Here is a 14,953-nt window from a genome sequence, read left to right as displayed (position 1 = left end):
GAATTTCTTGCAACGAAAGGTGTTTCGATCGTGACCACTGTCGACTCGTACAACCCCGCCGACCCCGGCGACCTGGTCGTCTCCGCGCCCTCTGCGGGAGCCGCCGGAGTCGAGGAGGCGATCGCGCGGGCGCGGGTCGCGCAGCGGGAGTGGTGGGCGCTCGGCGCGGCGGGCCGGTCGGCGGCGCTCGGCCGGGCCGCGACGGCCGTGGAGGCGGCGGCCGACGAACTGGTCGCGCTGACGGTGCGCGAGGTCGGCAAGCCGGTCGCGGAGGCGCGCGGCGAGGTGGCGCGGACGGTCGCGATCTGGCGCTACTACGCGCAGGCGCCGTTCGCCGCGGCCGGCGAGCTGCACGAGCCGGCCGCCGGGCAGGGCCTGCTGCTGACCCGGCGCCGGCCGTACGGCGTCGCCGGGCTGGTGACGCCGTGGAACTTCCCGCTGGCGATCCCGACCTGGAAGGCCGCGCCCGCGCTGGCCGTCGGCAACACCGTGGTGCTCAAGCCCGCCCCCGAGGCGACGGCGTGCGCGCTGCGCCTCGCCGAGCTGGCCGGACTGCCGGACGGCGTGCTGACGGTGGTCCCCGGCGGCGGCGAGGAGGGTGCGGCCCTGGTCGCCGGCACCGACGTGGTGTCCTTCACCGGCTCGACCGCCGTCGGCCGACAGGTGGTCGCGGCGGCCGCCGGCCGGGGCGTCCCCGTGCAGGCCGAGATGGGCGGCCTGAACGCCGCACTGGTGCTCCCCGACGCCGACATCGCGCAGGCGGCCGCGCACCTGGCCTCGGCGATCGCCGGCTACGCGGGCCAGAAGTGCACGGCGACCAGCCGGGTGATCGCGGTCGGCGACGCGTACGAGCCGCTCGCGGAGGCGCTGGCCAAGGCGCTCGCCCAGCTCGCCGCCGCCGACCCGGCGCTGGCGACCACCGCCTGCGGCCCGGTGATCAACGCCCAGGCGCTGACCCGCCTCACCGAGGCGATCGACAGCGCGCGGACGGCCGGCGCGACCGTGCTGACCGGCGGCGTCCGGGCCGCGGACCGGGACGGCTGGTACCTGGAGCCGACGCTGCTGGAGGGCGTCCCGGCCGCACACCCGCTGGCGAGCGAGGAGTTCTTCGGCCCCGTGGCGGTGCTGCTGCCCGCCGCCGACCTGGACGAGGCGATCGCCCTGGCCAACGACACCCGCCACAGCCTCTCCACCTCCGTCCACTCACGCAGCCTGGACGTCGCCCTGGCCGCCGCGGACCGGCTGGACGCGGGCATGATCCGCATCAACGCGCCCTCCAGCGGCGTGGACTACCACCTGCCGTTCGGCGGTGCGAAGGCTGCGTCGTACGGCTCCCGCGAGCAGGGCCAGGCGGTGCTGGACTTCTACACGGCCTCGCGGACCGTCAGCGTGCTGCCGACCGAGACGTACTGAGGAACGGGGCCGGCGGCGGTGCGAGGCGCCTCCGGCGGTCGGGCGCGGGAGCGGATGCCGTCGGCCGGGGCGGAGCCGGGCAGTCGGGGGCGCGTGGTGCGGGTGCCGTGCGGGGCGCTCGCGCGGCCGGTGCCTGCCGGGGCGGTCGCGGCGCGCGGCGGTGTCGGGTCGGCGTCGGCGGCCGGCGCCGTGCCGGGCGGGCCGCACGGCCCGGTGGCGGGCGTCGGGTCGGAGGCGCGTTCGGTCGGCCGCCGACCCGGTCCGACCCGACCCGGTCCGACTCCGGGCGTCCGGTCCGTGTCGGGGTGTCGTGCGTTCCGCCGGCGGGCCGATGCCGGGCATCGTCGTGTGTCGGCAGGTGCGGGGTCGGCCTCGTGGCGGCGGTTCGCGCCCGTGGGGGGTCGGCCGGGCTGCGGTCCTGCCGCGCCGACCCGTTCTGCGTTCTGTTACGTCGGCGGGTCTCGTCGCAGGTGCTCGGTCCACCGGCGGGTCCGTCCGACCCGTCGTCAGCCGCCGGGCTTCGGGCCGTGGCCGCCCCGGCCCGGCGGGCTGTCCTTCTCTCCCTCTGTCAGCGTGCGTTCCTTCGTGGAGTACTGAATGAACATCACCACTACCGACTACCACACAGCCGGTGAGCCGTTCCGGATCGTCACCGGAGGCCTGCCGCCGGTGCCCGGGGACAGCGTCGCCGAGCGGCGGGCGATCGCGATCGGGGCGGGTGGGACGGCGACCTCGCCCCGGCGCAGTGCGTTGGACGACGTGCGGCGGTTGCTGACCCGGGAGCCGCGGGGCCACGCGGGGATGTACGGGGGGTTCGTCGTCCCCCCGGACGACGACGAGGCGGACTTCGGGGTGCTGTTCTGGCACAAGGACGGGTACTCGACGGCGTGCGGGCACGGGACGATGGCGCTCGGGGCGTGGGCGGTGGACACCGGTAGGGTCCCGGCGCCCGAGGACGGGACGGCGTTGGTGCGGATCGACGTGCCGTCCGGGCGGGTGAGCGCGACGGTGCATCGGCGCGGTGGTCGCACCACGGCCGTGACGTTCCGCAACGTGCCGACCCGGGTGCTCGCGAGGAAGGTCGAACTGGACACCTCCCGCGGGTCGTTGGCGGTCGATCTGGCGCACTCCGGCGCGGTCTACGCCTCGCTCCCGGCGTCCGCGCTCGGCCTGGCCGTCGTCCCCGAGCAGCTGCCCGAACTGACCGCCGCCGGGCGGGAGATCAGGGCCGCGCTGGAGGGGCATCCGGCGCTGGCGGAGTACCGGGACGGCGTCTACGGCGTCATCCTGTACGACGAACTGCCCGACACGCCGTCGGGCCCGCACCAGCGGAACGTCACGGTGTTCGCGGACGGCCAGATCGACCGTTCGCCGTGCGGGTCCGGCACCTCCGCCCGGCTGGCGCTGCTCGCCGACGAGGGCGCGCTCCGGCCGGAGCAGAGCCTGCGGCACGACTCGATCATCGGCACGGTGTTCACCGGCCGGGTCCGCGAACGGCGGCCGGACGGCGTGGTCACCGAAGTCACCGGCGCCGCGCACCGCACCGGAGAGCACCGGTTCGTGCTGGACAGCGACGACACCCTCGGCGCGGGGTTCCTGCTGTGATCGAGAGCCTGGAGTTGACGCTCGGCCACCCGGCGGCCGTCGAGGCGCTGGAGCGCACCCTGCTGGACGGGCTGGACGTGGAGCGCTGCCCGCAGCGGTCCGCGGTGCCCGTGCCGGCGGGGGAGTTGCTGCTGATGCCCGCCGCCACGGGCGCGTTCGCGGGTGTGAAGATCGCGGGCGTGGCGCCCGCCAACCCGGCGGCCGGGCTGCCCCGGATCACCGGCAGCTACCTGCTGCTGGACGGGCCGACCCTGCAGCCGCTGGCCCTGCTGGACGGGGCGGCGCTCACCGCGCTGCGCACGCCCGCCGTCACGGCGCTCGCGCTGCGCGCGCTCGCGGGGCCGGACGCGGCGCACCTGGTGGTGTTCGGCGCGGGCCCGCAGGCGTTCGGGCACGTGGCGGCGCTGCGTGCGGTGCTGCCGCTGGAGCGGGTGACGGTGGTGGCCCGCCGGCCCGGCCCGGCGACCGAACTCGTCCGGTACGCGGAGGGGTTGGGCCTGGCCGCGGCGGTCGGTGGCGCGGACGCGGTGGCGAAGGCGGACCTGGTGGTGTGCTGCACCACGGCGCGCACCCCGCTGTTCGACGGGCGGCTGGTGCCGGACGGCGCGGTGGTCGCGGCGGTCGGCTCGCACGAGCCGGACGCCCGCGAGGTGGACGAACAACTGGTGGGCCGCGCCGACCTGTTCGTGGAGGCGCGGGCGGTGGCCCGACGGGAGGCCGGAGACCTGCTGATGGCGGGGGCGGCGGAGGAAATCCTGGTCAATCTGTCGGAACTGGTGACCGGCAGGGCCGTTGTCCGCCATGATCGGCCGAGGTTCTTCAAGAGCGTCGGCATGGCCTGGCAGGATCTGGCGGTGGCGGCGGCGGAGTACTCCGAGAGTCGGTCGAGCGGAAGCGGATCAAGTCATTCACTCTCCGCAACGTGACATTGTACAATGGGGCTCTGCTGAAACCCCGCTGGGGTTCTGCTGAACCCCCGGAGGAACCGCCATGTCCGACCTGAAGCCCCGCAACCTCATCTCCGTCCAGGAGAGGCTGCGCGACCAGGTCGCCCACGCCCTGCGCGCCGCCCTGATCTCCGGTGAGCTGCGCCCGGGCGTGGTCTACTCGGCGCCGGCGCTGGCCGCCGACTTCGGGGTCTCCGCCACCCCCGTCCGGGAGGCGATGCTCGACCTGGCCCGCGAGGGCCTGGTCGAGGCCGTCCGCAACAAGGGCTTCCGGGTCACCGAGCTCAGCGACCGCGACCTCGACGAGTTCACCGAGATCCGCGCGCTGATCGAGGTCCCGACCGTCGGCCGGGTCGCCCGCACCGCCGCCGCCGAACAGCTGGAGGCGCTGCGCCCGCAGGCCGAGGCGATCGTCGCGGCCGCCCGCAAGCACGACCTGATCGGCTACCTGGAGGCCGACCGCCAGTTCCACCTCGACCTGCTCGCCCTCGCGGGCAACGCCCGCCTGGTGGAGACCGTCGGCGACCTGCGCAAGCGCTCCCGCCTGTACGGCCTCAACCGGCTCGACCAGCGCGGCGAGCTGGTCTCCTCCGCCGAGGAGCACCTCGAACTGCTGGACGTGCTGCTCACCGGCGACGCCAAGGCCGCCGAGGAGTGCATGACCCGCCACCTCGGCCACATCCGCCACCTGTGGGCGGCCGACGAGCAGGCCCGCGCGGCCGGGCGCTGAGCGTCCGGCCGCGTTCAGGGCCGAGCGTCCGTCAGGCGGTGCGCGGCGTGCGGCTGCGGGACGAGTGGCCGAGCTCCGGGCCCAGCCCGAAGTAGTGCCGGAAGTTGTACACCAGCGGGCTCCACGCGGCCGGCTCCACGTAGTCGGTGCCGGGCACGGTGATCGATTCGGCCGCGTGCACCCGCAGCACCTGCACCTCGGCCACCAGGAACTCGCCGGTGGCGTCCGCCCGCAGGTCGGCCACCCGGGCCTCCAGTTGGAGCGGGCACTCGACGACCCGGGGCGGCGCGACCAGCTCCGCGGGCTGCGCCGTCAGCCCCGCGTGCCCGAACTTGTCGCGGACGAAGTGCGCCGCGTCCGCCCGCCCGGTGGTGCCGCCGAGCAGCTCCACCTGCCGCCACAGCCCCGGGCCCGGCACGTTGACCACCAGTTCGGGGCGGGCGGCCAGGTTGCGGGAGGTCCGGCCGTCCGGGCCGAGGCCGAGCACCACCGTGCGGTCCAGCGCCCACGCGGAGGAGATCGGCGCCAGGTTGACCGCGCCATCGGCGTCGACCGTGCTCAGCAGCACCACCGGAGTGCCGAAGTACAGGATGTGCGGCTCCACCACGCGGTGCGTCGGGCCGGCGTCGGGCAGGGAGATGTCGTTCATGCCGCCGACCGTAGGCCGGGCACGCTTCGGCGCCCGCCGAAGCGTCCGCGCGGCACCATGGACGGGTGGACACCCCGCTCAGCGCCCGCCGGCTCGCCGACACGGCGGCCCTGCTCGCCGACCCGACCAGGGCCGCGATCTGCCTCGCCCCGCTGGACGGCCGGGCCTGGACGGCCGGCGAGCTCGCCCGGCACGCGGCGGTCGCCGCCCCCACCGCCACCGGCCACCTCAACCGGCTGGTCGCCGCCGGGCTGCTCGCCGAGGAACGCCAGGGCCGGCACCGCTACCTGCGGCTCGCCGGGCCGACGGCCGCCGAACTCGTCGAAGTGCTCGCCCAGTTCACCGGCGGCCCGCCGCCCGTCGCGACCTCGCTGCGGGCCGCCCGACAGAGCGGTGAGCTCGCCCGCGCCCGCACCTGCTACGACCACCTGGCCGGGGCGCTCGGTGTCACCGTCACCGAGGCGATGACCGCCCGCGGCCTGCTGGACGACCGGCACGGCCTCGCCCTCACCCCCGCCGGCGCCGACTGGCTGACGGCAACCGGCATCACCGTCGCCCCCGCCCGCCGCGCCGCCGTCCGCGCCTGCCTGGACTTCACCGAACGCCGCCCCCACCTGGCCGGCGCCATCGGCGCCGCCCTGTGCGCCCACGCCCTGACAGCCGGCTGGCTGGAACGCCGCCCCGACAGCCGGGCCGTCCGGGTGACGGCGACGGGCGAGCGGGCCCTGCACGACCTGCTGGGCGTGCGCTGGGGGGACGTCCGGCCGACGCGCTGAGCCGAGACGGCCGGCGCGGCCGGGCGGCCTCGGGCCGGGCCGCAGGCCGCCGGCCGTCCCGGCAACCGGCCAGGTGCTGCTCGGCGGGTCACGGCGTCGACAGGGGGTGAACCGTGATCGGTCAGCCGGCCCTTGGCGGCGTACGGCCTGATCCACCAGGCAGCCCGCGAACTGCTGGAGAAGGGCACGACGACCACGCTGGGGGGCGGATTCGACTACGCCACCCTCAACACGCTGCTCCTGACCGAGCCCACGCGCTGAGACGTCGGACTCCCGCACTGCCGACGGCGACCCGTGCGGAAGCGGAGTGTTCGACGGCGGGTCAGGCGAGGGGCAGCAGGAGGAGAGGGCTGCCGGTGGGGTGCGGGGAGCCGCCCGCCGGTTCCTCGGTGACGCCGACCCCGGACGCGGCGTCGACGGGGCCGGCCAGGACGAGCACGCCGTCGGCGGGGAGCAGTCCGGCCGGGCGCATGGTGCCGGCGTCGTCGAACCAGAGCTGGTAGACGCGGTCGGCGGGGAGGGCGGGCAGGCCGGAGGCCCAGAACCCGGCCCGGCCGAGCGCGGGCGACCACACCGTGGTGCCGGTTCCGCCGCCGGTCACGGGGCCGGTGGCGAGGCGGGCGTCCGGAGCGGTGAGGAGTGCCGTGAGGGCGGCCCGCTGATGTCCGGCCGCCGCTGCTGCCGTTCGGGCCCGCTCGCCCTCCCGGTGCTGCTGGACGGCGATCACGCCGGAGCCGACGGCGACGGCCAGGCACGCGGCGAGGGCCCATGCCCGCCGGTGCCGGGACAGTCGGCCGCCCGGGCGGAGACCGGCGGCGGAGGCGACCTGCGGGGCGTCCTGCCGGGTGACGGGCAGGGCCGCCATGACCCGGTCCTTGAGCGGGGGCGGCGCGGTGACGGCCTCGGCGGTGCCGAGCCTGGCGAGGGTGGCGGCGAACTCGGCGACCTCCTGCGTGCAGGACGGGCAGCGCGCCAAATGGCGTTCGAAGGCGGCCCGTTCGGTGTCGTCGAGAGCGTGGGCGGCGTAGGCGCCGGTCAGGGTGTGCAGGTCGGCGGTGGCGTTCATGTGCCCACTCCCAGGCAGTCGCGCATGCGGATCAGCGCATCGCGCATGCGGGTCTTCACGGTGCCGAGCGGGGCGCCGAGCACGTCGGCGACCTGCGGGTAGGTGTAGCCGCTGTAGTAGGCGAGGGTCAGGGACTCCCGTTGGAGTTCGGTCAGCGTCTTGAGACAGCGGCGGACCTGTTCGCGTTCGAGCCGGCCCTCGACCTGTTCGGCGACCTCGTCGAAGGCCGTCGTGTGGGCGGCGGCCGCGGCGCGCCGGTCGCGGTCGGCGGCCGCCTGGGCGGACCGGACGCGGTCGACGGCGCGGTGGTGGGCGATGGCCATCACCCAGGGCATGACGTTCCCGTGCTCGGGCCGGTAGCGGGCAGCCGTGCGCCACACCTCCAGCAGCACCTCCTGGGCGACCTCCTCGGACTGCGCGGGATCGCGCAGCACACGTCGCACCAGGCCGAGCACCGGCCCGGCCACGGCGTCGTACAACCGTGAGAAGGCGTCCTGGTCGCCGAGGGCGATCCGGCCGATCAACTCCTGGAGGTCGGGCCCGCGCCGGCCGGGGTCGGGCAGGTGGACGACCGCGCTCACCATGCGGTGGTCCCGGGGCATCGGTCGGAGCGTGCTTCCGAGGCGGTGTGCGACATGGACGCCTTCCGTCGAACGGCCGCGCTCGGCGGCTCGTGTGGCAGGTCACTCGTGCGACAGGTAATCGGCTACCTGCTCGCACGTGCAGTTCGGCGCCCCGCGGTGAACGGATTGGTCGCTCCGCGAACCGGAAGGCCACCGGTTCCGCAGCGTTCTGACCGTCGGGACGGCGGAGGACGAACAGACGACCGGAGCGGCGGTGGCACCGGTGACTTCGTCCGGCCGCCGGACGCCCGGTCCCCGCGATGCCCGCAGTCACTCGATCGGGTGGGTCGGGACGTCCGACCAATCCGGCCCGGAAGAGGCCCCGAACCGGGGACGTGAGCAACGAACCCACTCCTTCGCCCCCACGGCCCGGCCACCGGCTGCTCCGGACGGCCGGTGCGGCCGCGACCGGGCTGGCGGCGGCGACGGCGGCGCTCGGCACGGGCGCCATGGCCGCCTACGCGACGGGCGCACCGAGCACACCGGTGATCGCGGTGGGGTCGGCGGCGATCGACCTGACGCCGACGCCGCTGAAGGAGTACGCGGTCCGCACCTTCGGCGCCCGCGACAAGGCGGTGCTGCTGGACGGGATCCACCTGACGATGGCTCTGCTCGCCGTTCTCGCCGGGCTGCTGGCGGCGCGTCGACCGCTCGCCGGAGCCGCGGCGCTCGGGGCGTTCGGCGGCCTCGGGGCCTGGGCCGCACTGTCGCGTCCCGGTGCGCACGCGGCGGACTGCGCCCCGTCGGCGGCCGCCGGAGTGGTCGGCGCGGCCACCCTCCTGCTCCTGGCCCGGTCGTGGCGTCGGACGTCGCCCACGCTCCCCGGACCGCAGCCGGAACCGGAGCAGGAAGGCGCCCTGCCCGGACCGGCACCGGCGGTGACGAGCCGTCGGACGGTGCTGGCCGCGACCGCCGCGACCTTCACGGCGGGCGCGCTGGCCGGGATCGGCGGCCGGATCCTGACGGACCGCCGGCTCGACGTCACCGCCGCCCGCGACGCCGTCCGCCTTCCGGCACCGGCCGTCCCGCCGGCACCGCCGCCGCCGTCCGTCCACCCGGACATCCCGGGCCTGTCCCCGTTCACCACCGCGAACGGCGACTTCTACCGCGTCGACACCGCGCTCACCCTGCCCCGGATCGACCCCCGCGACTGGGCGCTGCGCATCCACGGCCTCGTCGACCGGCCGCAGCTGATCACCTTCGACCAACTCCTGCGCGAACCGCTGGAGGAGCTCGACCACACCCTGTCGTGCGTCTCCAACGAGGTCGGCGGCCCCTACGTCGGCACCACCCGCTGGCTCGGCGCCTCCCTGCCCACGCTGCTGCGCCGGGCCGGAGTCCGCTCCGGGGCGGACCAGTTGGTCGGGCGCTCGCAGGACGGCATGACCATCGGCACGCCGCTGGAGTCCGTCCTCGACGGCCGCCGCGCGCTGCTGGCCGTCGCCATGAACGGCGAGGCGCTGCCGCCGGCGCACGGCTTCCCGTGCCGCAGCGTGGTCCCCGGCCTCTACGGCTACACCTCCGCCACCAAATGGCTGGTCGACCTGGAGGTCACCACCTTCGCCGCCTTCGACCCGTACTGGGTGCAGCGCGGTTGGGACCGCACCGGAACCGTCCGCACCGCCTCCCGGATCGACGTCCCCGCCCCCTTCGCGAAGGTCCGCGCCGGGAACGTCGACATTGCCGGCACCGCCTGGGCCACGCACCGCGGTATCGCTGCCGTCGAGGTCCGCATCGATCAAGGCCCTTGGCGGCAGGCCGAGTTGGCGTTCGATGCCGGTCCGGACCTGTGGCGTCAGTGGTCGTACCGCTGGGCCGACGCGCCCCCCGGCGCCCATCGCATCGAGGTGCGCGCCACCGACGCGACCGGCGCCGTGCAACCCGAGCGGCGCGCCGCGCCCTTCCCCGCGGGCGCGACGGGTTGGCACAGCACCGTCGTCACCGTCACCTGACCCTTTCGTCCTGCTTTCCCCAGTACCGCTTCACCTTCACCTTCACCTTCGCCCGAACACCGAGGAGAACCCCGCCATGTCCGCGAACACCCGCAGCCGCCGCACCTTCACCGCCCTGCTCGCCGCCGGGACGCTCGCGCTCACCCTGGGCGCGTGCAGCACCGGGAACAGCCCCAGCTCCACCTCGGCCTCGGCGTCGACCGCCGCGGCGATGCCCGGCGGTGCCGTGCCCGCGGCAGTGCCGGCCGACGAGCCCTTCGGCGCGGCCTGCGCCGCCGTCCCCAAGGACGGGGCCGGTTCGTTCAACGGCATGGCGAAGGACCCGGTCGCCACCGCCGCCTCGAACAACCCGCTGCTGTCCACCCTGGTGGCCGCCGTCAAGCAGGCCGGCCTGGTCGACACCCTCAACTCCGCACAGGACATCACGGTCTTCGCACCCACCAACGACGCCTTCGCCAAGATCCCGAAGGCCGACCTGGACGCGCTGCTCGCCGACAAGGCCGAGCTCACCAAGGTCCTCACCTACCACGTCACCCCCGGGCGCCTCGCCCCGAGCTCGCTGGCCGGCGCCCACAAGACCCTGGAGGGCGGAAGCCTCACGGCCACCGGCTCCGAGCCGGACTTCACCGTCAACGGCAAGTCCAAGGTCCTGTGCGGCAACGTGCAGACCGCCAACGCCACCGTCCACATCGTCGACACCGTGCTGATGCCCGCCTCCTGAGCCGCTGTCCTGCCGAGGTCCCGGCCGCTTCGTGCCGAGGTCCCGGCCGCTTCGGGCCGGGGCCTCGCGCCGACCGCGGTGCGCGACCCGAACCCACCACTCGCCGATCCCGGAGGCCGACCGCCCCTCATGAACCCGTTCCCGCCGGACTCCCGTACCAGCCGGCGGAGCGGCGCGGCCGGGGGAGCACCTCCCGGCCGCCCGACCCCGGGCCGCGGCGCGCCCTTCCCCGCCGCACCGCGCCCGGGGTCGCCCTGTGGACAGGAAGGTGGATGTCGTCCCGCCGCTGTCGGAGGCGTGGACGCGGTCCTGCTCCGGATCCGACCTCCGAGAGCGCGGTTCGAGGGTTGATGTCCGGTTCGAGTCGAGGTCGGGGTGAGGGCTACCGCTTCAACCCACGGGATTCTGGTGCTGCACCGGCGTCCGGTCCGCGACCACCAGCACCGGCCGGTTGCGTTCGACGATCTCGACGTCGATGCGATGCCCGCGGCGTTGTCGTGCGTGTGCGCGGCCAGGACGACGACGGCGATGACCAGGCCCGACACGTCCACGGCCGGGGCCCGTTCTCAGCGGGCCCGGCCCGGGCGGCGGACGACGCTACTGTGTCGACGCCCCCTGGGCTGTGCGCCCGTCGTTCAGTCTGCGTTCCCAGAACACCTCGTCGCGCCACGCGCCGTCGGCGTAGAAGTGCTCGTGGGCGATGCCCCAGGACCGGAATCCGTGCTTGCGGAGGATTGCCTGGGAGGCGAGGTTCTCCAGTTGGGTGTGTGCCTCCAGGCGGTGCAGGTTCAGCTCGTCCTCGGCGATCCGCAGTGCCAGGCCGACGGCACGGCTCGTGTGCCCGAGCCCTTGGTGGCGGGAGGAGATCCAGTAGCCGAGGAACCCCTTCTGGAACGGGCCGCGCAGGATGGAGCTGATGGTGATCTGGCCGATGACGGCCCCGGCGGAGACCACGACGCCGGGCCACGCGAGCCCCTTGCGGTAGGACTCCAGCAGGGACGCGACGACCGTGGCCTGCCCGCCGGGCGCATAGAACTCCTCGGGCCTGGCGGGCAGCCAGCGGGCGTACTCCTGCCTGTCCCGGAGGAGCAACTCGGCCAGTGCGGGACCGTCCGATGGGTCGATCAAGCGGATCAACGTGGACTTCACGGGTGCTCTGCTGCCTTGTCAGTTGCCGTAGCTGGTCGGTTGTGAGGGGGTCTTGCGCGGGTCGCGCTCGATGATCGGGTCGAGGATGCGGTCGATGCGCTCGACGGTCTCGTCGTCGAGCTCGATCCCGGAGGCCGTGGCGCTCTGGGCGATCTGCTCGGGCTTGCTCGCGCCGACGATCGCGGACGCGATGTTCGGGTTGCGCAGCACCCAGGCGATGGCCAGCTGGGGCATGGTCAGGCCGAGGTCCGAGGCGACCTCGCCGAGCTCGGCGACGCGTTTCAGCACGTTGGCAGTCAGCGCCCCCGAGGCGAACTGGGAGGCCGCCACGCCCGCGGCGCGCGATCCGGTGGGGGGCGGCGCACCCGGCAGGTACTTACCGGTCAGCAGCCCCTGGGCCAGCGGCGACCAGGCGAGCTGGCCGATTCCCTCGCGTTCGCACAGCGGCAGGACCTCCTCCTCGATGACTCGCCACACCAGGTTGTACTGGGGCTGGTTGGAGACGATCCGGTCCAGCCCCATCCGGTCGGCCAGTTCGAGGGCCTCGGATATCTGGGCCGCCGTCCACTCCGACACCCCCACGTAGAGGACCTTTCCCTGTCGGACCAGGTCGTCGAAGGCGCGCAGGGTCTCGGCGAGTGGGGTCCGCTCGTCGAAGCGGTGTGCTTGGTAGAGGTCGATGTAGTCGGTTCCCAGGCGCCGCAGCGAGCCGTGCGCCGCCTCCATGATGTGTTTGCGGGACAAGCCCCGGTCGTTGGCCCCCGGACCGATCGGGGAGAAGACCTTGGTCGATATCTCGACGGACTCCCGGCGCACGTTCGCCAAAGCGCGGCCCAGGACGACTTCTGCTCGGGTCCCGCCGTAGACGTCGGCGGTGTCGAAGGTCGTAATGCCCTGTTCGAGCGCCTCTCGGGCGATTCGTTCGGCTGATCCCTCTGTGTAGCTGATCCAACTGCCGTAGGCGATTTCGCTGACTTTCAGCCCGCTACGCCCCAGTGATCGATGCTTCATGGCTCGGCAGTTTACGCCCGAGGTCAAGCGGTTTACGAGACTCGGGTATTCGACCGGGCAGGCCGATCTGCCGACGAGTGCGGAAAAGGCGTCCCTGAACTGCGACGACGCGAGGAAAGACAGCAGTTCCGGGCCCGTGGAACCCGGCGTTCCCGCAGCGTCATGCGATGGCCCGCCCCGAACGGCCTCGGGACATAACGGGCGAACCGCCGAGACGATCACCGAGTGAGGGCCGCTGACGAATCGAGGACGAGTGATTCATGAGCATGGATTCGGCCAACCTGGGAAGCATCGTTCGAGACCGACCGAACTGAGTGTAGGTTCTTGGTTGGCCTTCGAAAGGATGACCATGCGCGACAACCTGCCTCGGTTACGGGACCCGGAGTCGGGCCCGGCTGAATTCGAGGACCTCGCGGGACTGATGTCGAGGATGACCGGCGACGAGAAGCACGCCGAGGCCGCGACCTCGACGGTGGACGCGCTCTGGGTGCTCTACGACCGGGTTCTGCGCGTCGATCCGGCCATGCGCGAGGACCGTGACCGGTTCTATCTGTCGAAGGGCCACGGTCCGCAGGCCTACTATGCGGTGCTGTGCGCCAAGGGCTTCTTCCAGCCTGAGCTGTTCGACATGTTCGGCGCGTTCCGGTCACCGCTCGGCTACCACCCCGACCGCACGCTCGTCCCCGGCGTCGAGATCTCCAGCGGATCCCTCGGGCACGGCCTGCCCCTCGCGGTGGGGACGGCACTGGGGCTGCGGGCCCGCAGACTCACGGACTCCCACGTCTGGGTGCTGCTCGGCGACGGCGAGTTCGACGAGGGGTCCAATCACGAAGCGGTCGCCTACGCCGCGCGCGCCGGTCTGGACCGGCTGAACGCCGTGGTCGTCGACAACCACTCGGCGACACAGGGCTGGCCCGGCGGTCTGGAGACGCGGTTCGCGGCCGAGGGCTGGGCGATCCAGCGGGTCGACGGCCGCGACCACGACGCCCTGGAAAAGGCCTTCACCACCCCCCATCCCGGCCGACCCGGTCTGGTCGTCGCCGACGTGGGCGCCGCGGCCGACCGCTGACTCCTCGACCTCGGAGCCATCCAGATCTCAGAGCCATCCGGAGGAGCTGCCTTGGCCGGCATCATGCGTCAGCGCTTCGTCGACGTCACGACGGAACTGCTGGACGTCCACGAGAACCTCGCCCTGGTGACCGCCGACCTCACAGCGGGTCTGTTCGGCGCCGCCAGGGAGAACCATCCCGACCGGGTACTCAACCTGGGGATCAGGGAACAACTGCTGGTGAGCGTGGCGGGCGGCCTCTCACTGGCGGGAATGCGGCCGATCGCCCACAGCTTCGCCCCCTTCCTCGTCGAGCGGCCCTTCGAGCAGATCAAAGTCGACCTGAACCACCAGGACGTGGGCGCGGTCCTGGTCAGTGCCGGCGCCTCCTACGACATGGCGAGCGGCGGCCGGTCCCACCAGTCGCCCGGCGATGTCGCGCTGTTGTCGACGCTGCCGCACTGGACCATCCACGTGCCGGGCCATCCGGACGAGGCCGAGGCGCAGCTGCGCGAGGCCGCGACGGGCGACGGGCTCGTCTACGTCCGCCTGTCCAACCAGTCGAACGCCGAGCCGTACGGTCTGCGTTCGGGGCCGGGCTTCCGGCTCCTGCGCCGGGGGAGACGGGCCACGGTCATCGCGGTGGGCCCGTTGGCCGACTCGGTGCTCCAGGCCACCGAACACCTTGACGTCACCGTCCTCTACGCCGCCACGATTCGCCCCTTCGACGCCGAGGGATTGCGCGCCGCGGTGTACGAACAAGCGGTGGCCTCCGTCGTCCTGGTCGAGCCCTATCTCGCCGGAACGTCGACGGCCGAAATATCCGATGCCCTGATCGACAGGCCGCACCGAATTCTCGCTCTCGGGGTTGCCAAAGAGGAACTGAGGCACTACGGATCGCCGCGCCAGCACTCCATCGCGCACGGTTTGGGTCCGGCGGGGATGCGTCAGCGAATTAATTCGTTCCTCTCCCCTTGACGCGCCGCTCGCTCTCCAATCTAATATTCATCAGACCGTTATCCGACGGGAACCGACGAACCGGCAGGAAAAGGAGTATTCGATGTCCATCAACGACAAGCTCGCCGCCACCAACGAAGAGGTCATCATCGCCGAGGCCGAGGCCGAGATCGAGGAGCTCTCCAAGCACGACCGCCCGATGGTCATCGGCGTCATCAACGAGGCCTGACAGCGCGCCGCTCGGAGACGGCCTCCGGGCCGTCTCCGAGCGGTTCCATCCGATCGGCAGGAATTTCCCGTGGGAAC

Annotated in this window: 16 protein-coding genes; 11 read left to right on the top strand and 5 right to left on the bottom strand. The window is 73.5% G+C overall.

What is annotated here, in order from left to right:
- Positions 1–30: 30 nt before the first annotated feature.
- The 4 genes from ACI1MP_RS04300 to ACI1MP_RS04285 all read left to right on the top strand — a co-directional run bounded on the left by ACI1MP_RS04300 (position 31) and on the right by ACI1MP_RS04285 (position 4,695).
- Complete coding sequence (locus tag ACI1MP_RS04300) at positions 31–1,413, top strand: aldehyde dehydrogenase (protein WP_232733768.1); 1,383 nt, start codon at positions 31–33, stop codon at positions 1,411–1,413.
- A 597-nt stretch (positions 1,414–2,010) separates the two neighbouring features.
- Positions 2,011–3,018 (top strand): proline racemase family protein, encoded by a 1,008-nt coding sequence (locus ACI1MP_RS04295; RefSeq protein WP_404867761.1) that lies wholly within the window; start codon positions 2,011–2,013, stop codon positions 3,016–3,018.
- Positions 3,015–3,944: an ornithine cyclodeaminase family protein gene (locus ACI1MP_RS04290; protein ID WP_404867760.1), complete on the top strand. Its 930-nt coding sequence runs from the start codon at positions 3,015–3,017 to the stop codon at positions 3,942–3,944. The genes ACI1MP_RS04295 and ACI1MP_RS04290 overlap by 4 nt, the downstream gene beginning before the upstream one ends.
- Before the next feature lie 64 nt (positions 3,945–4,008).
- Positions 4,009–4,695: a GntR family transcriptional regulator gene (locus tag ACI1MP_RS04285; RefSeq protein ID WP_100584696.1), complete on the top strand. Its 687-nt coding sequence runs from the start codon at positions 4,009–4,011 to the stop codon at positions 4,693–4,695.
- Between the two features lie 31 nt (positions 4,696–4,726).
- On the opposite strand, the gene ACI1MP_RS04280 is transcribed toward ACI1MP_RS04285, so the two are convergent.
- Positions 4,727–5,344 carry a flavin reductase family protein gene (locus tag ACI1MP_RS04280; RefSeq protein WP_380332405.1) on the bottom strand — a complete coding sequence of 206 codons (618 nt, stop codon included), beginning with the start codon at positions 5,342–5,344 and terminating at the stop codon, positions 4,727–4,729.
- A gap of 65 nt (positions 5,345–5,409) precedes the next feature.
- On the opposite strand from ACI1MP_RS04280, the gene ACI1MP_RS04275 reads away from it, so the two are divergent.
- Entirely contained in the window at positions 5,410–6,120 is a 711-nt protein-coding gene (locus tag ACI1MP_RS04275) for an ArsR/SmtB family transcription factor (protein ID WP_404867759.1), read from the top strand.
- Positions 6,121–6,252: 132 nt separating this feature from the next.
- Positions 6,253–6,381, top strand: coding sequence for a hypothetical protein (locus tag ACI1MP_RS04270; RefSeq protein ID WP_404867758.1), 129 nt, complete (start codon positions 6,253–6,255; stop codon positions 6,379–6,381).
- 61 nt (positions 6,382–6,442) lie between these two features.
- Here ACI1MP_RS04270 and ACI1MP_RS04265 read toward each other — a convergent pair whose 3' ends face one another.
- Complete coding sequence (locus tag ACI1MP_RS04265) at positions 6,443–7,186, bottom strand: anti-sigma factor domain-containing protein (RefSeq protein ID WP_404867757.1); 744 nt, start codon at positions 7,184–7,186, stop codon at positions 6,443–6,445.
- Positions 7,183–7,788, bottom strand: coding sequence for an ECF RNA polymerase sigma factor SigK (sigK, locus tag ACI1MP_RS04260; RefSeq protein WP_387989484.1), 606 nt, complete (start codon positions 7,786–7,788; stop codon positions 7,183–7,185). Before sigK ends, ACI1MP_RS04265 begins: the two co-directional genes overlap by 4 nt.
- A gap of 356 nt (positions 7,789–8,144) precedes the next feature.
- Here sigK and ACI1MP_RS04255 point away from each other — a divergent pair, with 356 nt between their 5' ends.
- Complete coding sequence (locus tag ACI1MP_RS04255; RefSeq protein ID WP_404867756.1) at positions 8,145–9,761, top strand: molybdopterin-dependent oxidoreductase; 1,617 nt, start codon at positions 8,145–8,147, stop codon at positions 9,759–9,761.
- Positions 9,762–9,837: 76 nt separating this feature from the next.
- Positions 9,838–10,482 carry a fasciclin domain-containing protein gene (locus ACI1MP_RS04250; protein ID WP_380332390.1) on the top strand — a complete coding sequence of 215 codons (645 nt, stop codon included), beginning with the start codon at positions 9,838–9,840 and terminating at the stop codon, positions 10,480–10,482.
- A 597-nt stretch (positions 10,483–11,079) separates the two neighbouring features.
- Here the strand turns inward: ACI1MP_RS04250 and ACI1MP_RS04245 are convergent.
- Both ACI1MP_RS04245 and ACI1MP_RS04240 read right to left on the bottom strand, forming a co-directional pair.
- Positions 11,080–11,610: a GNAT family N-acetyltransferase gene (locus ACI1MP_RS04245; RefSeq protein ID WP_404867755.1), complete on the bottom strand. Its 531-nt coding sequence runs from the start codon at positions 11,608–11,610 to the stop codon at positions 11,080–11,082.
- A 39-nt stretch (positions 11,611–11,649) separates the two neighbouring features.
- Positions 11,650–12,642, bottom strand: coding sequence for an aldo/keto reductase family protein (locus tag ACI1MP_RS04240; protein ID WP_404867754.1), 993 nt, complete (start codon positions 12,640–12,642; stop codon positions 11,650–11,652).
- A gap of 349 nt (positions 12,643–12,991) precedes the next feature.
- On the opposite strand from ACI1MP_RS04240, the gene ACI1MP_RS04235 reads away from it, so the two are divergent.
- The 3 genes from ACI1MP_RS04235 (at position 12,992) to ACI1MP_RS04225 (ending at position 14,876) form a co-directional block, all read left to right on the top strand.
- Positions 12,992–13,711, top strand: a complete 720-nt coding sequence (locus ACI1MP_RS04235) for a thiamine pyrophosphate-dependent enzyme (RefSeq protein ID WP_404867753.1) — start codon at positions 12,992–12,994, stop codon at positions 13,709–13,711.
- A 63-nt stretch (positions 13,712–13,774) separates the two neighbouring features.
- Complete coding sequence (locus ACI1MP_RS04230) at positions 13,775–14,668, top strand: transketolase family protein (RefSeq protein ID WP_380332836.1); 894 nt, start codon at positions 13,775–13,777, stop codon at positions 14,666–14,668.
- A gap of 82 nt (positions 14,669–14,750) precedes the next feature.
- Complete coding sequence (locus tag ACI1MP_RS04225) at positions 14,751–14,876, top strand: hypothetical protein (protein ID WP_363475917.1); 126 nt, start codon at positions 14,751–14,753, stop codon at positions 14,874–14,876.
- The last annotated feature ends 77 nt before the right edge of the window (positions 14,877–14,953 follow it).

Origin of the sequence: Kitasatospora griseola (genome assembly GCF_044999035.1) — a bacterium.
In the GTDB taxonomy this organism is placed as follows: Bacteria; Actinomycetota; Actinomycetes; order Streptomycetales; family Streptomycetaceae; genus Kitasatospora; species Kitasatospora griseola.
This window is presented reverse-complemented; position numbering and strand designations above follow the sequence as displayed.